At 34.8% G+C, this 21,416-nt stretch carries 19 protein-coding genes and 1 pseudogene; 3 read left to right on the forward strand and 17 right to left on the reverse strand.

All coding sequences use genetic code 11. The annotated features are described in order from the left end of the window. The first annotated feature begins 108 nt into the window (after positions 1-108). Complete coding sequence (locus B371_RS0120020; protein ID WP_019416110.1) at positions 109-1,302, forward strand: tetracycline resistance MFS efflux pump; 1,194 nt, start codon at positions 109-111, stop codon at positions 1,300-1,302. 222 nt (positions 1,303-1,524) lie between these two features. On the opposite strand, the pseudogene B371_RS22200 reads toward B371_RS0120020, so the two are convergent. The 10 genes and pseudogenes from B371_RS22200 to fadH all read right to left on the reverse strand — a co-directional run bounded on the left by B371_RS22200 (position 1,525) and on the right by fadH (position 11,493). Beyond that, positions 1,525-2,369 (reverse strand): annotated as a pseudogene (locus B371_RS22200) (ABC transporter permease). Continuing rightward, positions 2,366-3,301, reverse strand: a complete 936-nt coding sequence (locus B371_RS0120030; RefSeq protein ID WP_019416112.1) for an ABC transporter ATP-binding protein — start codon at positions 3,299-3,301, stop codon at positions 2,366-2,368. Before B371_RS0120030 ends, B371_RS22200 begins: the two are co-directional and overlap by 4 nt. Continuing rightward, on the reverse strand, positions 3,298-5,715 hold the full coding sequence (locus B371_RS0120035; RefSeq protein WP_019416113.1) for a hypothetical protein: 2,418 nt from the start codon (positions 5,713-5,715) through the stop codon (positions 3,298-3,300). The genes B371_RS0120030 and B371_RS0120035 overlap by 4 nt, the downstream gene beginning before the upstream one ends. Before the next feature lie 569 nt (positions 5,716-6,284). Further along, a complete protein-coding gene (locus B371_RS0120040; protein WP_019416114.1) occupies positions 6,285-6,671 on the reverse strand; it encodes a holin family protein in 387 nt (128 codons plus the stop codon). A 269-nt stretch (positions 6,672-6,940) separates the two neighbouring features. Beyond that, the gene (locus B371_RS0120045; RefSeq protein ID WP_019416115.1) at positions 6,941-8,059 is read right to left on the reverse strand and encodes an N-acetyldiaminopimelate deacetylase; all 1,119 of its coding nucleotides are present in this window, start codon (positions 8,057-8,059) and stop codon (positions 6,941-6,943) included. Positions 8,060-8,068: 9 nt separating this feature from the next. Continuing rightward, positions 8,069-8,782, reverse strand: coding sequence for a 2,3,4,5-tetrahydropyridine-2,6-dicarboxylate N-acetyltransferase (gene dapD / locus B371_RS0120050; protein WP_019416116.1), 714 nt, complete (start codon positions 8,780-8,782; stop codon positions 8,069-8,071). Positions 8,783-8,855: 73 nt separating this feature from the next. Further along, positions 8,856-9,746 (reverse strand): LysR family transcriptional regulator, encoded by an 891-nt coding sequence (locus B371_RS0120055; RefSeq protein ID WP_019416117.1) that lies wholly within the window; start codon positions 9,744-9,746, stop codon positions 8,856-8,858. A gap of 122 nt (positions 9,747-9,868) precedes the next feature. Further along, entirely contained in the window at positions 9,869-10,306 is a 438-nt protein-coding gene (cbpB, locus tag B371_RS0120060) for a cyclic-di-AMP-binding protein CbpB (protein WP_019416118.1), read from the reverse strand. A gap of 116 nt (positions 10,307-10,422) precedes the next feature. Further along, complete coding sequence (locus B371_RS0120065) at positions 10,423-10,662, reverse strand: hypothetical protein (RefSeq protein ID WP_019416119.1); 240 nt, start codon at positions 10,660-10,662, stop codon at positions 10,423-10,425. A 60-nt stretch (positions 10,663-10,722) separates the two neighbouring features. Next, positions 10,723-11,493 (reverse strand): 2,4-dienoyl-CoA reductase, encoded by a 771-nt coding sequence (gene fadH, locus B371_RS0120070; RefSeq protein WP_019416120.1) that lies wholly within the window; start codon positions 11,491-11,493, stop codon positions 10,723-10,725. A gap of 642 nt (positions 11,494-12,135) precedes the next feature. Here fadH and B371_RS0120075 point away from each other — a divergent pair. Further along, positions 12,136-12,603: a YkyB family protein gene (locus B371_RS0120075; protein WP_019416121.1), complete on the forward strand. Its 468-nt coding sequence runs from the start codon at positions 12,136-12,138 to the stop codon at positions 12,601-12,603. A gap of 24 nt (positions 12,604-12,627) precedes the next feature. Here the strand turns inward: B371_RS0120075 and B371_RS0120080 are convergent, their stop codons facing one another. The 7 genes from B371_RS0120080 to B371_RS0120110 form a co-directional block, all read right to left on the reverse strand. Then, a complete protein-coding gene (locus tag B371_RS0120080) occupies positions 12,628-13,944 on the reverse strand; it encodes an MFS transporter (RefSeq protein ID WP_019416122.1) in 1,317 nt (438 codons plus the stop codon). Between the two features lie 27 nt (positions 13,945-13,971). Then, on the reverse strand, positions 13,972-14,844 hold the full coding sequence (locus B371_RS0120085; protein WP_019416123.1) for an NAD(P)-dependent oxidoreductase: 873 nt from the start codon (positions 14,842-14,844) through the stop codon (positions 13,972-13,974). A 719-nt stretch (positions 14,845-15,563) separates the two neighbouring features. Then, positions 15,564-16,808, reverse strand: coding sequence for a hypothetical protein (locus B371_RS0120090; RefSeq protein ID WP_019416124.1), 1,245 nt, complete (start codon positions 16,806-16,808; stop codon positions 15,564-15,566). After that, positions 16,778-17,962 (reverse strand): DUF58 domain-containing protein, encoded by a 1,185-nt coding sequence (locus B371_RS0120095; RefSeq protein WP_019416125.1) that lies wholly within the window; start codon positions 17,960-17,962, stop codon positions 16,778-16,780. The genes B371_RS0120090 and B371_RS0120095 overlap by 31 nt, the downstream gene beginning before the upstream one ends. Continuing rightward, positions 17,959-18,903: a MoxR family ATPase gene (locus B371_RS0120100; RefSeq protein WP_019416126.1), complete on the reverse strand. Its 945-nt coding sequence runs from the start codon at positions 18,901-18,903 to the stop codon at positions 17,959-17,961. The genes B371_RS0120095 and B371_RS0120100 overlap by 4 nt, the downstream gene beginning before the upstream one ends. Positions 18,904-19,032: 129 nt before the next feature. Further along, entirely contained in the window at positions 19,033-19,209 is a 177-nt protein-coding gene (locus B371_RS23155; protein ID WP_019416127.1) for an aspartyl-phosphate phosphatase Spo0E family protein, read from the reverse strand. Positions 19,210-19,304: 95 nt separating this feature from the next. Continuing rightward, entirely contained in the window at positions 19,305-19,493 is a 189-nt protein-coding gene (locus B371_RS0120110; protein WP_019416128.1) for a hypothetical protein, read from the reverse strand. 291 nt (positions 19,494-19,784) lie between these two features. Between B371_RS0120110 and B371_RS0120115 the strand changes: the two genes are divergently transcribed. Beyond that, the gene (locus tag B371_RS0120115; protein ID WP_019416129.1) at positions 19,785-20,402 is read left to right on the forward strand and encodes a CPBP family intramembrane glutamic endopeptidase; all 618 of its coding nucleotides are present in this window, start codon (positions 19,785-19,787) and stop codon (positions 20,400-20,402) included. Positions 20,403-21,416 lie beyond the last annotated feature (1,014 nt).

The raw sequence follows: 21,416 nt of genomic DNA on the forward strand, positions 1-21,416 counted from the left end.
CAATAATTCTGTTATCAACTCCGCAAGTTTTTTTACATGGTATTATTTTAGATTTGTGTTAAAATTTTAGTGTATCGAAAGAGTTTATAATAGAGAGTAGGATGTAAAATGGCGGGGAATCCTAATCGCTTTGCACTTTATATACTAATGTTTAACATGTTTATTGCGATGTCTGGAATAGGATTGATAATACCAATTATGCCTGCATATTTAGCTACATTTGGTGTAGCTGGTCAAGCTCTTGGTTTTTTAATTGCTATGTTTGCTTTTTCCCAATTTTTATTTTCACCTTTAGCTGGTGATTTATCAGATAAGTTCGGTCGAAAGTATTTAATAATTATAGGACTGATTATTTTCGGATTATCCCAACTTATGTTCGGTGCAGCGACAGAACTATGGGTATTGTTTTTAGCACGCTTTTTTAGTGGTGTTGGTTCCGCCTTCATCGTACCTCCAATGATGGCTTTTGTTGCTGATATTACAACTAAAGAAGAACGTGGCAAAGGAATGGGATTACTTGGTGCTTCTATGTCGCTTGGATTTATGATTGGACCTGCTATCGGAGGTTTTTTAGCAGAAGTTAGCATACAATTCCCTTTTTATGTTGCTACTGCAGCGTCATTAATTGCCGCAACCATCTCAATGTTGGTCCTTCCAAACATAAAAAATTCTGTGGATAGTCAAATTCAAACCTTGAAACGTGAAAATCTATTCAGACAAATGAAGCGTTCAACAACTACTCCATACTTTTTAATGTTAATTGTAGTGTTTGTATTTTCTTTTGGACTTTCAAATTTTCAAGCTACAATTGCTTTATATGTGGATATAAAGTATGGATTTACACCTGGTGAAATTGCTGCATTGATTACTGTCGGTGGTTTTACAGGTGTGATCGTTCAAACATTCGTAATCAATAAATTGTTCAAACGTTTTGGTGAAATGAAAGTAATTCTAGTCAACCTACTTGTGGCTGCACTTGCTATGATTTCCGTCCTTTTTGTGGGTGGATTCTGGCCAATCTTACTTGTTTCAAGCGTATTTTTCACGGCTGCTTCATTACTAAGGCCTGCAGTAAATACTCTAATTTCAATACAAGCTGAAAATGAACAAGGTTTTGCAGCAGGAATGAACAATGCTTATATGAGTCTTGGCAATATGGTGGGCCCTGCACTAGCAGGAGTGCTCTTTGATATAAATATGAGTTTCCCTTATATTGCAGGTACCATAGTATTAATCATCTGTTTCTTTATTGCTTCTATGTCTCAAAGAAGGTCACTGGCTGAAACAAAAGCCACATTATAAAAGGGTGTTCCTAGAAGCAAAGTCTTCAGGAACACCCTTTTTTATTTTAACAAAATAATACTATATTGGAAAGAACCTCAGAAAACTAATTTAACGTTTCTTTTTTCCCTTTAAGAGCTTAGCAATATTAGTCCTTTACTAGATATAGGTTGGTCTACCGTTGCTTTTTCTCGAAATTGTGACCAGCGTGATTTCACACTCCATATCATATCTAGCACTTTCTTATTGTGATTTTTTCATATTAACACGTAATTTTTTAACTGAAATTGTAATGGCTGATGCTGCTAGTAGAACATAGAATATGGTATACCCTAGCCATATAGGAAATTCAATTTGAGTCATTTCATTTACAAAACTCTCAGTAGTTGGATTTAACAGAGTAAAGATTAATATCCCTGGATTAATACTTGCCCAAAAGTGAGCCATAGGAGAAGAACTTTGAATCCCACCTGAATTCATCATGTCCACCTGTAAGGTAATTATAAAGAAAAAGGCTGTAATGCCTGTTAAGAAGATCATAGTCCCATAGGTTGCAATCATAGAGACAATTGTTTTCTTTGTAATGGTCGAAAACATAATTCCAAAACTTCCAACGGTAATCATGGTTAAAATGAAAAACAACAAAATTAATCCTAATTGACCCGGTGAAATACCTCCAAACAAGAACACCAAACTATAGATTGGCAATCCAGCTACTAACATGAGTAACAAAAATGCTATTGATGAAGACAGTTTCCCAAGAATAATTTGCATCGAGCTTTGAGATGTTGTCAATAGTATGTTTAACGTTTGTTTTTCACGTTCCGTGCTGATTGAACCGGCTGTTAACCCTGGTGTAATAAACAACACAAGCCCTAACTGAATAAATGTCAATAGGCCGAACAACATAAAACTTTCTTCTGGTCTAAAATAACCTGTACCACTAAATGAAGTCGTTAGATAGATAAAACCAAAAACGAAAATGCTCATTGCAATTAGGAAAACAAAATACCTGTAAAACTTTTTATGGACCTGAATCGGAGTTTAAGTTCTTTAACGAGAACCGGATTATTTAAGTTGACTCTCATATACTATCCACCCCTTTTGTAATTTCCATAAATACGTCCTCTAAATTAGTTTCTTGTTCAGCAAATGACAATATTGATAGATTTTCTTGTAAGGCGTGTTTTAATAAACGCATTTGATCATCTTCAGTACCTCGATATTTAAACGTAATCGCATGTTTCTCAGAATTTTGTTCTAGTCCTGTCACAAAAGGGTCTTCTTCAAAGAAAAGAGCTGCTCGGTCAGTTAACCCTTTAAGTTTTACAGTAATGAGACGCTCTCCTTTTAATTGAGCTTGAATATCTGATACGGAACCATGGGCTATTAGCTTACCACCGTCAATCACACCAATTTCATCACACATTCCAGCAAGCTCTGGCAATATATGAGAAGAAATAAGAATAGTTTTTCCCATTTCTTTTAGTTGTTTTAATATATCACGCATCTCAACTCGTGCACGTGGGTCTAAACCAGATGCTGGTTCATCCAAGATTAGCACCTGAGGGTCATGAATTAATGCTCGCGCTAAACATAAACGTTGTTTCATTCCTCGCGAAAGCAAATCCACATATTCATATCGTTTGCTCGTTAAGTTCACAAGTTCTAATAATTGTGGAATAAGTTCTGCTCTCTTTACTCCTGAAATTCCATAACTTGCACCGTAAAAGTCTAAGTATTCATCTGCTTTTAATTGGTCATATACACCAAAAAAGTCTGGCATATAACCGATTTGCTTACGCACTTCATGTGGTTCAGTTTTAACACTTTTCCCATTTATGAACGCATCACCAGATGTAGGCTGCAAGAGAGTGGCTAAAATTGAGAATGTCGTAGATTTTCCTGCTCCATTAGCTCCTACAAATCCAAAAACAGTTCCTTCACTCAACGTTAGATTTAAGTCATTAAGTGCATATAGTGAACCATATTTTTTGGTGAGTCCTTTGATTTCAATCATTTTTGGACCTCCCCTTTTAAACGTAATTCTGGTAAACGCGTATAGTCATCTCCGTTTAATGATTGTTTAGTCACTTTAAACTGGACTTTGCCATCTGGTGAAATATATTGATTGACATTTTCTTTGATTGAAAGTCGCCCACTTTTAACCGTTTCGTAAAATTTCGATGAAACATTATAAATTTCTATTGTGATTGTAGAAGTATCTGTATTTGCTAACTGTAATTCTAACCAATTGACCTGTTTAAGCGGGACAGAACTTGGTATTATCCATTCATACATATAAGAACCATTGACCATGATTCCTTCAAATTTACTTTCATCAATTTGTTCATAATGTGCAGATGAATCTTCTGGACTCACGCTGATATCAAAAGCAGACGAAGGTAATGTGAACTCCCCTGACATAGTAGTTTTTGGAGTAAAGGACTGTATAAGTACATTTACTGCAGACATTTCTGCGCGAGAATCTACTAAAGAGATAGGGACAATTGCATCTTCTGTATGTGCGATTATAGCAGGATGCGCCGTGGTTTTACCGGTCATTTGAGACATACGAATCAAACTGTTTTTTCTTTCTTTAGGTAAGTCACTACTTTGTGTCATTGTTGAATGTCCCATGTAAGGAATTGCTCCAGTAGCTATTGGTAAAAGAATCGCGGAACCAATCGGTTCATTTACTCCCACAGATTCATTTGGACCTAAATCACCAACCTCAATCATTTTAGTGCCTGACCATATTGAAACATCTTTCACTGTAAAAGAAAACTCGTTTTTAACCGTTCCGCGTATATTACCGCTTTCAACTGATAAATCAATAGCAAATTTCCCTACGTCCTTAATATGAGATTCACCAATTACAGAAGAAACAGACCAAAAACCGACATCTCGCATTATTAATCGATTTTTATTTGCCATTTCTTGCAGAATGGACATTGAATGAACACTACCTGTAGGTGATGAAAAAGCATTCATTCGTTTCATGCCTACCATCGTTGTCCCTGGTTCAGCTTCAAATGTGAAATTACCGGTCCTATTTGACAACAAAGATTCTATATAATAACCAGAAAGACTTGCATCCTCTTGGACTGTATAAAAACTTGACTGTTGAATTTGGGGGCGTATAAGGCGATCTTTTGCTCCGTAAGCAAATATGGCTACAGACGCTAGAATAGATATAGTTGGAATGATCCACCATGCATGTTCTCGTTTATCTCTTCTCTTCAATAGGAAATACAATAACGGGCCAACTAACATGATATAGATGATGACAATTGTGATCATTAAAGGTGTGGATACTTGAAATGATGGGAATAGTTCATTCGTCTGGCCCACTTCATACGATATTGTTTCTTTGATTCCTTGATCACCGGAATTCATCTTTGAGTATGTAAAGACCCCGAGATTCGCTTTTTTAATCAATTCAGAAATAAATGCTGAAGCATTTATTTCTTTAGAGAATGGCTCATCTCCAAGCGAAAAAGAAGTTTGAATAATTGCCCCTGTACCAATCGATTTTACTGCCGCAAGTGGTTGATTATCCGACTGCATTAACAAGCGAGATTGTTCGTTTAATGTGGCTTTGAATGAAGAAACATCTTCAGAGAATTGTTGTTTGTTTGTAAAGTTGGCAAAGACATCTTTTGAAATTTGTTGTCGTTCTTGAGATAGATTAAGTGGCAATTGTGATGACAACAAGCCTAATTCAGCTGCAGTATTATCCGATGCACCTACTATGACAACACCGCCTGTTTGGACCCAATCTAATATTGCTTGTTGAGCCTCATCTGGCAGATCAGCTAATACAAACTCATCAACTACTATAAGATTGGCAAGGCCATATGCAGATCCATCGGAGGGAAATTCAAAATTGTTTAATTGTGCAAGATTTATTACTTGAGTATCAGTCATACCATTTAATTTGATCTTGGAGAATGGACTGAGCCGATCCTGACTTTCCGTTAGTGTTAATACAAAATTAGTTTCGGGTTCATAAAACTTAGGACTTATTGATTTATCTCCTATATATTCAAGTTCTTTACCGTGTTCCCAGCTATCTTCATAAAAATAAAACATTTGTGTTTCCGAACCTGAGTACATAAATTCAGGTGTTAAACCAGGTAGAGTTAAATTTAATGTCTTGGTTTCCCCTGATCCTACCGTAAATGGAATCGCTTTTGCTGAACCCACTGCATAGGATTCCGAATAGTCAATAACTAGATCCCCAGAAAAATCATCCCCATTGTTTACGACAGTTATAGTAAGGGGTAACCCTTGACTGTGTTTAACTTTGTTTTGAATGCCAGCAGTTGCTTTAACCTCTAGTTTGGTTGCTGCAGATGCTTCTGTTAATGATAAAAAACTTAACAAAAATATTATGCATAAGGCAAAACACCATCGAATACTTTGAATCATCTCTCTTCCCCCTTTGTCTCTATAAATATTAGTACGAAATGGCTACTTAAAGGTTCCTTTAAATTAACAGAAAATTATATCTTGCTTATCATTGAATTGAAACCTCATATATTCTCATACATTAAAAAACAAAATTATAAATATTTTGAAAGATATACATCCGATTTTCAATAAATAGAAATACAATTGAGTCAATTTCATAACTCCTTAATTTGATAATAAACAAGAACATTTAATTGGTTTTCACATTAATTATCCGTTAATTTTAAACTGCTATCGTTTGATTGTAGCGCAAGGCGACTCCAGTGGGAACAGCACAAACTGGAAGCCCCGCAGGAAAGATACTGGCCAAAAGCCAGGATCTTTGCGACGAGTAACCGCAGGAGCACATGTTTTTAGAGTGACGAGGAGATTGAAGCCGTGCCCCACGGAAAGCGTCCGCATGGAGCGGAAATCAACTTTGTTCGGATATTATTACTAGATTTTTTATTATGAAATTGACTCGGTTAACTTTCCATAAAAAAAGGACGTCACTAATAAAGAATGACGTCAAATATTATCTGTATGAGTTAATCATCATTAGATATTTTATCAATAAACTTTGAGATGATCTTAGGTATTGGTACACCAATAGAATGAAGATTTTCTAAGATTGATAATCCCTCCATACCGATATAGAAATAAATTGCCGTTGTTTTAAAGACTGGAATATCTGAAACTGTTAACATATCTATCCAATTGGCTAAAATAATTACTAACATCATCGCTGCTTTTTTCAAGAACCCTTTGTAACCCTGTTTAGAGCTGAGTTTCTTTTCAATCGCAGCTTTAATTAACCCGGTTATGATATCTATAACCATAAAAACAATTAGGACTGTTAGTAGCATTTGCCATCCACCAATTAAAAATAAGAACCATGATCCAGTGATTGAAAGAACAAATAAGATTTTTTCCATGTAAAACACCTCCTTTTCATATAGAAAGAGACATATAAAAAAGTCCTCTTTTGAAGGACTTTTGACATGTTTTCAGCACGAGCAAATGATATAGTAAAGTTTTTATCAACATTACAGATACATAGACAAACATCTCTTTCAAATTGTCCTTCATGATATTATATGATGCTGATTCTATTAATGACTTTGCTATTTCTCACTAATGCACAATAAAAACCCTTCATTCATGCAAAATAGCACATAGAATGAAGGGTTTTTTTAAAAATATATTAGAGTGAACGTATATAAGATTCCACAAAAGGGACGAGATATTCTATTACTTTTTCATCTGGACTAAGTTTTGCATTGTGTAAGCCGGAAGGAGAATCAACTCCTGCCCAAAATAAAAGTCCAGGAATTTCTTGCAAGAAATATCCGAAGTCCTCTCCGGTCATTGCTGGATCACATTCTATTGAAACAGTCGACTTATCATCCTTAGCAAAGTTCAAAAACTCTTTAGTAATCTTTGGTGTATTAAACACTTGATAATAAGAAGACCCATAGTCTACTTTAACCTGGCATTCAAAAGCAACTTCTGTTGCTTGACAAAATGCTTCAATTCGTTGTTTCACACTAGTCATTGTTTGTGCGTTCATTGTACGTATTGTTCCCTCTAGCCGTGCATGACCTGAAATAATATTTTGAACTGTGCCAGAAGTCATTTTACCAATTGTTACTACTGCAGAATCAAGCGGGTTGATTGAACGACTGACAATCGTTTGAAGTTGTAATAATAAACTTGCAGCAGCTATTGTCATATCTTTCGTCTGATGTGGATATGCTGCATGACCTTCCACTCCATGAAGATCTATAAAGAGCTCTGATGTATTTGCAAATAATAGACCTGGACGAGTTGCTACTGTCCCAACAGGATACTCTGGCGCAATATGAAAAGCTAAAATTAAATCCGGTAACAACTCTGGATGTTGTTCCTTTATCCATTCTCGCATTGGTAGTGCTCCACCTGGTCCTTCTTCAGCAGGTTGAAATAAAAAAACCATAGAATCGTTAATAGGTATTTCATTAATTTGTCTTAACAATCCTAAAGCGACCGTCATATGAATATCATGACCACATGCATGCATATATCCATGATGAGTTGATTGGAAAGGAAGAGATGTAAGTTCCTTAATAGGAAGACCATCCATATCAGCTCTCCAACCAATAATTTTCGTTGGATTTAGTCCTTTTACGTGAACAATAATACCGGTTTTCCACTCCACAATTGTTAATCGCTGTTTATTAAGAGTATGAAGTTCCTTTAATAAATAAGCTTGTGTTTTATATTCGTGGAAACCAGTCTCTGGAATTTGATGTAATTCACGTCGTATTTGTTGAAGTGTTTTCATCATCTAATCCTAAAGTTGACGAAGTTCTTGCATAATTTCAGTTTTTGATTTTGTTTTATCGTCTATTTCCTTAATAACTTTTGCTGGCATACCTGCCACTACCGTGTAGGGAGGAACGTCTTTTGTTACGATAGCTCCGGCTGCAACTACTGACCCTTTGCCAATTGTAACACCCTCTAAAACAACTGCATTTGCGCCAATAAGTACATCATCTTCCACAGTAACCGGCATTGCAGAAGGTGGCTCAATTACACCTGCTAATACAGCACCCGCACCAATGTGACAGTTTTTCCCAACTGTAGCACGTCCACCTAGGATCGCACCCATATCTATCATCGTCCCATCGCCAATAACTGCTCCAATATTAATAATCGCACCCATCATAATAATACAGTTATTACCTATTTCAACTTGGTCACGGATAAATGCGCCAGGTTCAATTCGGGAGTTTATACCTTTTAAATCTACTAACGGGATTGCAGAATTACGACGGTCATTTTCCACCACTATATCTGCTATTTGATCTTTATTTTCAGTTAAAACAGCTTCAAGATCAGACCACTCACCAAATAACACAAGTGAATTACCTTCTCCAAAGACTTTCGTATTTTCACCAAAAGATATCTTATTTAAGTTTTTACCATTTACATAAACCTTAACTGGTGTTGATTTTTTTGCATGTTGAATATAAGAAATAATTTCATATGCATCCATTTGTTTCATAATTCATAAACTCCCTTTCAATCTTGCGAAATATGGTCTAATTGTACAGGAAAACGAATAATAATACACGTAATTAATTTGAGAAATCATGCAGTCTTTCTGCATGATCTTTCACAATTTCAACAAAAGCTTCAACTTGTCGAAGTTTAAAGGCAGACTCATATGCTATTAGCCAAGTATCACGTGTTAATTCAAACTCTTCGGCTTGGTTGGTTAATGCAATTTTATTGATTTTTTCTAAACCACTTAAAGTGATGGATGGTAAAATAGCATATCCAATTCCATTCAAAGCCATTTGTTTACAGGTTTCAATCTGATCTACTGTAATTTGGTGTTTCGGACTTGAGGAAAAGTGACTTTGCCACCATGCTTGTATCTCTTGATAGTAGTTTGAATCACTTTTAAACTGGATAAAAGGACGGTCGGTTGACGAAACATCTTTAACTTCTTTCAATTCTTTGTCTACTAAATACAGTGTGTCTCTAAATAAATGAATTTTTGTAGATTTCCATTCAGTATGACCTCTAACAATTCCAATATGAGCTTCTCCATCGTATAAGGCCTTCACAATCTCTGAACTCCAACCCGTAATAAGTGAAATTTTAACTTCTGGATATTCTGTGACAAAATCTTTTAACACCATTGGCAACCAATTTTGCCCGACAATTGAAGCACATGCAATTTTTAAAGTTCCGTGCACCTTAGAGGTCAAGGAATGAATGATTTCATGAAGTTCTTCTTTCTTTAAAATATTTTCGATTGAAAATTGAATTACAAGTTCACCAGCAGGTGTAGGAGTGAGACCTTTTTGCGAACGAAGAAATAATTGTACCCCCCAATCTTTTTCAATCGATTGGAGACGTTGGGATAATGCGGGCTGGGACAAGAACAGGCGCTCCGCTGCTTTTCTCATATTGCCCTCTTCTGCAAGTATCTTAATAATTTGCCATTCATTCGTCGTCATTAATCTCACTCCTTATAAGAACCTTCAAAAGCATGGCCATCCTAGCTTTACTAAAAAGCACGACCACTCTAACCCGTGAAAAAGAAGATCTCCTGCTTCGGAGATCTTCTTTTTTATTGCTACTAACTATTTAGATAGATATGTTTTTTCAGTTGTTTTAATACAATACGTCTCGTTAATATACCTAAAAATGTTTCTTCATCATCGATTACACATAAAAAAGGATGATTGATCAATAGGTCGAGTCCTTTTTTGAACTTTTCAGTAATATGAATAATTGGAGCCATTTGCATGACAAGATCTACTTTCAAATCTGGCAAACGTTCGTACTCAATATGATCAAGACCTAGAATTGAATCTGTAATCATTTGTGTGCTTACTAACCCTTTTAATCTGTATTTAGAATCTAGAACCGGGATAGACGAGTAACCTGTTTTTGTCAAGACGAGTAATGCATGTTCTGCACTATTACCAACTTGGACGTGTGCAACTTTTTCTGACGAGATGATGAATTCTTCGATTTGCATATCTAAAAAATCTCTGCTTGTAAGTGAAATCATACACTTCTACTCCTTTATCTGTTCTACAAACGAACAGCGTATTACTCTATTATCATATCATATTCAGCGACAGAAGAGAGAAGTAATGGTTTAGCACAGAATAAAAACTTCTTTACCTAATAAGGCAAAGAAGTTGCATAATAAAATATTAGAAGTGATACAAATATAAGTGAAGCAAGATAAACCCAAATGATTGGATTTAGTACAAAAGGATGTTCTTTCACAGATTCCGGGATTGGTGAATCATTTGCTGATTGGCGTTTCCTTTCAAACGTCATAATTCTCCTTGTTGCGTTAAAACCAATAGCACTAATGATAAGTACTACACCCATTAACGGCCACGTCCACATACCCATAGTTATCCTACCCTTTCAATGAAGTAAGCTTAGTATGGGTTGTATCGTTATTTTTACTCTTTAAAAAGGATATTTATTTAACCATTGCCCGCCATCAAGTGTGACGATTTCTCCATTCATATATGCTGCTTTTTTCGAAAGCATAAATGCAGCGAGATCAGCAATTTCTTCTGGAAGTCCCAGTCGTCCAAGTGGTACTGATTTAAGTGTACGTTCAGCTGCCTCCTCAGATTCCCATAGCTTTTCAGCTCCACCCGTGCGTTCAATTGGTCCTGGAGCTATTCCGTTCACTCGAATCCCAAATTGAGTTCCCCATTCTACCGCGAGCGTTCTCGTTAAAGACATAACGCCTGCTTTTGCTGCAGCAGAATGTACAACTCCCGCTCCAGCATTCCATGCATACGTTGCCAACATATTAAGTATGGATCCTTTCTGCTCTTTTTCAATCCAGTAGTTACCTACTGCTTGAGAACAATAAAACGTTCCATTTAAAACAATGTCAATAACAGATTTCCAGCCGTTTGGCGATAGTTTTTCAGCATGAACGATAAAGTTTCCAGCAGCATTGTTTACAAGTCCATCAATCCTACCAAACTTCTCATCAGCAAATTGGACCATTGCCTTTACATGTTCAGGTTCACGTACATCCATTTGAAAAATACCTACACGGTTAAAATCATGGGAAATTGCCTTTTGAGCCGTTTCTAATCGCTCTAAATTACGTCCAGTAATAACAACATTTGCACCTTCTTCAACAAATCGCTTCGCCATGTAAAAACCCATTCCACTTGAACCACCAGTGATAATTATTGTTTGATCTTGTAATAACATATTATTCCCCCTTAAATACTGAATATTCATTCATAAATCTATTATGCCATTACTAGCTTACAAAAGTACATAGACGATTTGTAGAACTTTTATTTATCTCTACTTTTAGACTTTCATACTAATGTCTTAATAATCAACTTGGAAGTACTTGATATTGTACACTTTTTTAATTCTATTATTCATAAATTTGCTAATTCAAAGTGAAATCCAAATCTTTTACATCCATTTTATGTTGCTGTATACTAGTAATTGGATATTCATAGTGTTGTTGAAGTATTTATACACATTGCTCTTGGCTCTCCCATCAATGTGAAAGAAAATGAAATCTGTGTTTCTACGCAAAAGAATAATTATTCTTTTTGAAAAGAAGTAATTGTATATATGTTCAAGATAAAAATTTCAAATGGAAACTATGCTTTGTAATTTGATATCCATTAAGTATGCGTCTAAAGTGTTCCATCTACGTGCATCAATTGTTAATACTTATTTGCGTTTTATTATACTCATGATCTTTTTTTATACCATTTTAATTATTATCTATACAAATTGGGAAGGAATTGGTATGATATATTTAATTGAATGCTCTGAATTTTCTTTAATATAGCTATTTAAAATTTTCTAAGGTGTGAAGGGTGGGGTTTCATGAAACCAAATAGGACTGACGAACAACTAGCTTCTGCTATTTTTTCAGTAAATCGTCATGCTAAAACGGCTACTGATAACAAATATCTCTATGAATTAAAGAGATTAACCATTGAAAAAATGATTGAAACTGGACGTGCTAAAAAACTGGGACTACACTTTGTGGAAAATCCTCGATTTAGTCAACAACAATCTTCTGTATTAGTTCAATGTGCTGATTACTATTTTCATTTATTACCCAAAAAAGAAGATTTTCAAAGCCTAACACATTTGGGGCATTTAGATGAAAATTACCGTAATCCACAAAGAAGAATGAGTTTAAATCTAGCAAAGCAGCTGTTAAGCGAATACACCGGTTTACATCAGTCGAACTTAAAGAATAAACCCACTCAAATGCCCTTCTCCCAATCAAATAAAAAACCAGTAAAAAAACGGTCATATATTTTTGGAAGCACTTACTTAGATTAAATAATATGAATAAATAGCCAAAACCTATGTGGTTTTGGCTATTGAATCTTTTCTTAAGCTCAAATGAATAATTAGTCCAATAACAGTCATTATAATTAATGTTGATAAAGCTATTCTACTTGCCAGTGGGCCATAATCTTGTAACTGATATGTGATTGTCCCGTACATCGCTGGACCTATTATAGAAGAAACTTTTCCCGAAAATGCAAATAAGCCAAAGAATTGACCACGCTTATTTTCAGGGGTTAATTCAACAATTAGGGTTCGAGAGGTTACCCACATCGATCCTAGAGATATACCAATCATACTTCCAGCTATCCAGAACATCCATTGATCAAACGCAAAGACCGCGATAAATAGGGCAACAATCATTAGTACTGCCACAATGCTAACTGAATTCCTGGCACCTATTCTTTTAGCAATATACCCAAATGCAAAGGAACCAATAACCGCCGAAATTGTAGAAACCAAATATAAAATTATGAATTGTCCTGATGAAAAACCTACGATAACTGTTGCATAAATAGCCATCATTGCTATCGTGGTAGCTATTGCATCATTAATAAAGAAATAGGCAATCATAAAAGTAAATACTGGCTTATGGGATTTCATATCCTTAAATGTTTTAATGATTTCTTTATATCCTTCAAAAAAAGACCCTTTTATTCGTTCATGTTTTGGGATTGGTGTATCCTTATTAATAAAAAATAGTGGCAAAGAAAATAGAAGGTATAATATAGCAGTAGGAATAAATGCTTTATAAAAATCTCCTTCACTTACTAGTATGTAGACTAATAAACCGACTATTGTCCCAATATAACCTACCGCGACCCCGAAGCCTGAAATTAAAGGCATCTCCTGTTTTGTTCCTAAATCGCTCATCATCGAATCATAGAAGACAAGACTTGAATTAAAAAAGAACTTTGCAATAACGAAACTTACAACAACTAAAGCATAAGAAAGTGGTACGCCCCACATGAGTACATCTGACTGAATACCACCAAACACTCCCATCATAAACGTTGCAACGATTGAAATAGATGTAAACCATACAATAAACAATTTTTTGTACCCAGTTCGATCAATCCAAACACCAAACAATGGGGAAAAAATAGCTAAGAAAATACTAGCTACAGCATTTGCATACGAAACGAAAGTACTTGCTACCTGTTGTCGGGCTAAACTTGTTCCAATAACTTCATCAGTATAAAAAGGGAAAAATATAGTATTAATGTTGGATGAAAAAATTGTATTGGCAAAGTCATAAAAAGCCCAAGACAATATTGGTAAAGATAGATAAAGAGCAATTGGACTCCGTGGAGTCGCTTGTTGATTGTCCAATCTGAATACCCCCCGCTTGAATGAAATCTATTTATTGTAGGCTTTTATTAAACTTTGTGTTCCTAAATTTTCAAACCCTTCATTTGCGAGATTTTGATACATCGAATAAGCCATATCTAATCCTGGTAACTTCAAATTCATTTTTTGAGCCTCATCTAATGCAATGCCCATATCTTTTATGAAATGCTTCATATAAAACCCTGGTTTAAAATCTTCTTGTAACATTCGAGGTGCCAAATTTAATAATGACCATGAGCCAGCAGCCCCTACCGTTATTGATTTCAATACCAACTCCGGATCAAGTTTCGCTTCTTTAGCATAGGTAATCGCTTCACATGTTGCTATCATCGTAGATGCAATAGCAATTTGATTTGCCATTTTTGTATGTTGACCAGCTCCTGCATCTCCTTGATGAATAACATGCTCTCCAAATAACTTAAATATAGGGGAAATTGTATCAAAAACTTCTTTGTCGCCTCCGACCATGATTGATAACTTCCCTGTTCTCGCTCCAATATCACCACCTGACACTGGTGCATCAAGTGAATTCATCCCTAATGTAAGTGCTTTATTGTAAATATCTATAGCAAGAGTTGGAGTAGATGTAGTCAAATCTACGACGATTAATCCTTTTTTACCATTTAAAAAGATTCCTTGTTCGCTGTAATAAACTTCTTTAACGTCTGATGGATAACCAACCATCGTAAAAACTACATCTACTTCAGATGCTACTTCACCTGGAGTTAAGGCCCACTGAGCTCCCATATTTAAAAGGTCTTCCGCTTTTTCTTTTGTACGTGTATAAATAGTTACTTGATAATTAGACGACAATAAATGTTTTACAATACTTGTACCCATAACGCCAGTTCCTACAAAACCTATATGTGCTTTTTTATTCATTATGTAGCCTCCAATAATAGTTATTAGTGTTTACTAGTTTAACAAATTTACTAGATTTAAGCATCAGAATATTCCGAAATTTCCTTTCCCTGTAATTATATCAAACTTGAAAATAATTCTTCAATTTTTAAAAGATTCATATGTCTATTATAACGCTTCTTCAACAATTTATTGGACTTTGTGGACAAATTTAACAGATGAATTTATTATGAGTTCGAACTTCCTTTTAGATGGCAATACAATGTATGTAGTAGGTATATGTATAAGTCCAACTTGAAATAGGAATTAGACTAGACTTTTATAAATAATTTTTGTTTTTACAACAGTTATTTTATTACTCTACCGTTGATTCAATTATTTTATGAGCAGGACAACTTTTTGTATTTATTTTTAAAGCTATGGTGTTTATAATAATTGATCTTTAAACTATGACAAATTACCCCATCTTTCTTTATTACCGAAAATCATGCGGCGAAAGCGTGAATTACACTCGACTATTCAATCGTGTGTCTATAGTTTTAGGATTTGATTAAGGGATTGGTCACAACTTCATAGAATTTTACAATCCAATATTAAAATGTTGATTTTTTATGAAATTAAATTTCCTTATATTTCAACAAAAAAAAGTAGGACACATTCCTTTCGGAAATGTGTCCTATAAAAGGGGGAAATGAGAATGTTGCTGTGTTCAAACTTATTATCCCCACTATTTAAATATTTTAAACCTCTTTTAAATATTTTATTGTAAGAGTTTCTAGTTCTTTCATGAACCATTTTCCATCTTGTGAGTTCATAGTTAACCCACTATAACGAACAACATCATATATTTCATAAAACTGTTCAGAAACTTTCCATTCTTCACGTTTAAACCATTCTCGTATCGTTTCATTTTGTTGCCTTTTAAAACCAAAGTATCCTGCTTGCTCTTCAAATTTTCGGTACTCATCTCTAACCAAATTTGTTTCTAAGGAGTAGTGCCATTTAAATGATTTTTCATCCTCAATTTGAATCTGAACACTTTCACTTCTTTCAAATTGAGCCAGTTCATTGGCCAATTCAATTTTCTCAGTTTTAAATTTAGACAATCGCCAAACAATTATTCCAATAACAACGATACTTATAATTATAATAATTGGAATCAAAGGTAAGTCCTTTGGCAAATCTAGCCACTCAAATTGTTTAGTATCCTTAAATTTTTCATAATCTTCGACACCCGATTCGATTGTTGGTTTAACAACCTGAGGATTTATTGCATTAGTGAAGATATTTTGCAACCATTCAATAAACATACCAATAGGATAGAGGACTATTTCAATTATACCGCCAAATAATGAAACGATTAATTCACGACCTTGATTTCCAATAGTAACAATTAAAACGAATATAATTGATGCACCACTTATAATACTAAAGTATATGATAAGAACTTTTGAAAACGAGACTTGATTTGTACCTTTTGATCGTAGCCATTGAACAATCATTCGATCTAACATAAATAGCACTAGACCTATTATGGCTAATAAAATAATGTATCTTAAAGCATCGGGCTTGTTTAATGCAATCGCTAAAAAATAAGTAAACGCAAATACCGCAACGAGGAGAGAGAAAAAAGGACCATCATGTGTTGCATCTTCTTGGATTTTTGCATATCTTTCTTGTATTCGCCAAACTGAAAATACTATGATAGCAGCAAACAACCAAAATGGAGCACCTAATAAAAAGACAGTTAATCCGATTATTACTGACACTAAAAGTGAAACATCCAACCGGTATCCTGTTTTCAAAAATATGGTATTAACCGCTATCGCAATCAAAAACAAAATAATAACCCACACAAAAGGTATTGCTATCATTTTATCATCTTGCATAAAGACGAAAACAAAAGAAATTAACCACGCGTCTTGTAAGAACTTCCCTAATGATTCAAATTGTACTAACGATTTTGAAGAGATTTGTCTTTCCATATCAAATCACCTCCAAAACTTTGATTTTCACTTACCTCTACATGTATGTATTTTGACCATCGAGTAACGTAAGAAGCCACATCTTCCAAATCATGCGTGAAAATCACAACTGATACTGGTAGTTCTCTATGCATATCAAGATGCATCAACATACGCTTAAACGGCATTGTGGTATCATTTTTTGATAGTACGGACAGTACTTCCATTGCTTTTTGTCGCTGCTTTTGCCCATCTCCTGTTGGCAGTAACAAATATGGCGTAGTGCTGAATGTCCTAACATTCACAGCTAGTGCATAGGGAATATTTTGCCGATAATAATAATCGACATAAGAAGCAATTTCCTCTATTCGCTGTTCTAATTCAGAAATAATTGAATATTGATTGACAACGTTTAACACAAGTAATACCGATTCATTTGCAACTTGTGTAAAAACTTTCGTTTGGAGTTTCTGCATTCTTGCAGTAGCTTTCCAATGGATATGATGAAATTGATCTCCAGGTTCATAATCTCTAGTGCCTATTGGAGAAAATAAATCTTGAAACAAGGAATGTTTATATTCTAAATCCCCTGGTTTAAGGGGAGATGACTTTCTTATATTTTTTAAAGGATAGATGCTTGGATAGACCATTTGTTCCATTAATAACTGTGGTTTATAAATTAATAATACTGATCCTTCCCCAAATAAATGTGGCACAGCCAGTTCTAAACGTTTTAACCTTGATAATCCTCTTTTTTGTCCTTCAATTGGGACTTTAACTGTCACAATTTCATTTGTTCCAATTGTTAATGGAACCACTATCTCTATTACTTGAGAATGACTTACATTGGTATTTATTAGGGGACGTACTGCATCTAGAAATTGTAACCTTAGTTGTCCGTTCCAAATTGGCAGCCCTCTATTTTCAAAAGTCAATTCCCAATTTGATTTACCTTCTTTGAGCATACGACTTCTTTTCTTGTCATTAATCAATGTTAACTTTTGTCCGACATGTTTAAAGTACAAACTTTGCATGAAGGCGACGACTCCAAAAAAACAAAAAACTCCTGCAGCAAGGTATTGCGTTAATATGATTGACATGACCAAGCAAAGGGCAATAATAGTAATGACCCAATTAGTTTTTGTTGCTCCATAGTACTCCCGTTGCCAAATCATTTTGTTGCTGCCTCTACTGGCGCTTGAACGGATTCGATAATTTCTTGAAGTACATCTTCTAGTTCACGTATTAACATTCCTTCAGCTGTTAACATCAAACGGTGTGAAGAAAGAGGCGTAACCATTAATTTTACATCATCAGGTGTGACGTACGAGCGACCTTTAATAAAGGCATGTCCCTGAGCTGCATGAAGAAGGGCTAGTGAAGCACGTGTACTTAGTCCTAACTCCACTTGAGGATGTTGTCTTGTGGCATGAATGATTTGTAAAATATATGTCTCGATATCTTCATGGACAGTAATTTTTCTTACATCTCGACGCCATTGTTGAACATCTTCGATCTCAATGATAGATAAGGTTTTCACTTCTCCAGGAGTTTGACTGAAATCTTTCAATATTTTTCTTTCTTCTTCAAAACTCGGATAATTTATTTCAATACGAAATAAGAACCTGTCTAATTGAGCAGCTGGTAATGAAAATGTTCCTTGTTGAGATTCAACTGGATTTTGAGTTGCGATTACCATAAATGGCTCTGGAAGTTTAATTGTCTCCCCATCAATTGTTACCTGCTTTTCTTCCATAGATTCAAGCAGACTAGATTGTGTTCTAGGAGTGGCCCGGTTAATTTCATCTGCAAGTAAAATATTTGTAACAACAGGGCCTGGTCGTAAGATAAATTCTTGAGTCTTTGGATCAAAATAGCTAATTCCTGTAACATCTGATGGCAAAACATCCGGAGTAAATTGTAAACGTTTAAATTTCCCTTTAAATGCATGAGCAAAGGATTTCGCCATCATTGTTTTGCCCGAACCAGGAACACTTTCAAGTAAAACATGCCCGCCTTGAATTAAAGCAATTAACATAAAGTCTAGTTCTTTTTCTCTTCCGATAATTGCATTGTTTAGAGAATTTCTTAACTGTTGTAATTTTGAAGTTGACAATATAGCACCCCCATGATATTTCTTTAAGTATACCGAATAAATAGACTCCTATTAATATACAGATAAGTCTGAAAAATGGTCCTTTCCAAAAAATACGTAAAAAAGAACTAAGCGGATAGCCGCTTAGTTCTATATTATTTTAATATGGTCATTTGTTTTAGAATTTTTTAATTGATAGGCGTTTAAAAGTTGATCAAGTTTTTCACTAAGTTGGATAGTATCCACGTCTCCAAAACCTTTTTCCAGTGCTAACTGAATCATTTTTTCTCTTGTATGTTCTACTTGCTCAAGAAGTGATTGTGGCACGTTACATCTCCTTACCAAAACTTAATACCTAATATTATACACTAATTCCCACATACTAACACATCTTTATTCCGACAAAATAAGACAATTTTATATCAACTTCGAGCATTAATGTCATAAGAATAACTAACCATACCACCTTGTTGGGCAATTCCACGGAAATGTTTAAAGTCTTTTCGTTGAACTAGGACTTCGCGAAATGACAAAAAATTCTCTTTTTCAACTGTTATGGAGACTATCACTCCATTTTTTAAATCGTCGAGTTGTTGTTCATGTGTTTTCATCTAAGTACTCCTTTAAATATAAGTTTCAAAAAAGACTTTACGGTAGTAATATTATCATGCAAACTAGTTGTTAAGTTACAAAAAAGTAACTATAATTAGAAAACGATTTCAATATATCTAATAGTACATGTTATATTTTTCGGGAAATTTTTAAAGCTCTGAGATTAAAAGAACAATCTAAATTCAATTACTTAAGACTTAAGATATAAAATAGTATATCTTAAGGACTAAAAGTCTTCACCAATTCAGATGATAATAAGTTAATAATTAGATTTATAGGAGGTGTTGTAAATGTTGGGAGTATTAAATCCTCATCTACGATGGACTAGCTTGCTTATTGTTGTATATGTACTATTATACATTACTTTTTTAAATGAAAACCTCTTTTGGTATGCGTATACATTTACAATGCTGTTATTTATGGCACTATCATTAGTTCTAGGGAAAATAGAAGACGATGTGCAAACTTGGGAGTACTTAGTTTTCGGCATTGGATATGGCACACTCACCTACGGACTTATCGCCACGGCTTATCGTTTCACCTCTTTTTTCAGTGATGCCGCTGCTGTATCAGTTGAACGTTTTTTAAGTGACTATGGACCAACCACAGTATGGCATTATATGCTTCTAATTCTGATAATTGCACCAGGTGAAGAATTGTTTTGGCGTGGATTTATTCAACAAAAACTAAAAGCTTATATGAGTCCATTCTTTGCCGTTTTGGTCTCTTCATTGCTTTTCGGTTTATCAATGTCCTTTAGTGGATTTTGGTTAGGAGTGCTTGCAGCTATAACCTCTGGAATTCTTTGGGGACTTTTATATGAATGGAAAAAGAGCATGCCTCTAATTATTATTACTCATATAACAATGACTATCCTTTTATTTCTTGTATTACCTTTAGATTTTTAGGCGTGTTAAATCTAAGTTTTCAAAGAGTCAAATAAATGCAAAGAAAAACCGGGCAAAGATGGCCCGGTCCTTTAAGACAGCACACATGAATAATTTTATTATCAGTTGAAAAGGATATATATTAAACTGTATCGCCTTATGTTTTCGGGTTGTTTCAGACGGCATACATACTGCACCATTACCCCAAGAATGAAAGGGATGGAGCGAAGTTTTTCTTCGCTCCATCCCTTTGTTACAGGCAATTCTGCGGCTGGTTTGCTTCCGACGCGCCCCTTCAACCAATGGGCATATCATATTTTTGATTTGGGTCGATGAGAGAAAAGACACTGATTTTATACAGAGGGGCGGCCGAAGATACTATTTCGGCCTTTTCTTCATTTTTAAGGATAAGTAGTTTCTTTCAGCTACCTGGCGTATGGATGGACTATAGCCATACTGACAAACGCCTATGTAATATTTTTTTTAAATTTCAATTTACAGCATGGAAACTCGCCAAATTAATCGAATTAGTCTGAGTTATCACGGAAAGATAATTTGTTTTAGAATGTAAGTCTCCATATTCTTGAAGGACTATGTTCAAGGCACATCTATAATTTTTAAAAAATAGTTACTCAGTAGGAGTAACTCCTTTTTCAATTGAAAAACTATGCAGCAAGTTTATACTTTTCATCCACTTAGATCTTTTCGCTCACTCAAATTAGATTTCCGCTCACTCAGATCATCTTTTCGCTCACTCAAACAATTTTGCGCTCACTCAGAACTGTTTTCCGCTCACTCAACACTACTTTTCGCTCACTCAGCAAATAGTAACCATTATATTCCAACGAAAATGCGTATAATTGCTGAAACAGACGTCCCTATTCTAGTTGTTAGCTTAGAAAATCTTCTTTTTACAATTAAATTAGTTAGAAACCTCTATAATTAGATGAATAAAATTCGAAAATCCGGGTAAGTGCGCCCGGTCCTTTAAGAAAGCACACAGTATCCACTTTGGTTTCTGGTATGATTTCCGTT

The sequence above is a fragment of the Paenisporosarcina sp. TG20 genome, assembly GCF_000286315.1.
GTDB lineage: Bacteria > Bacillota > Bacilli > Bacillales_A > Planococcaceae > Paenisporosarcina.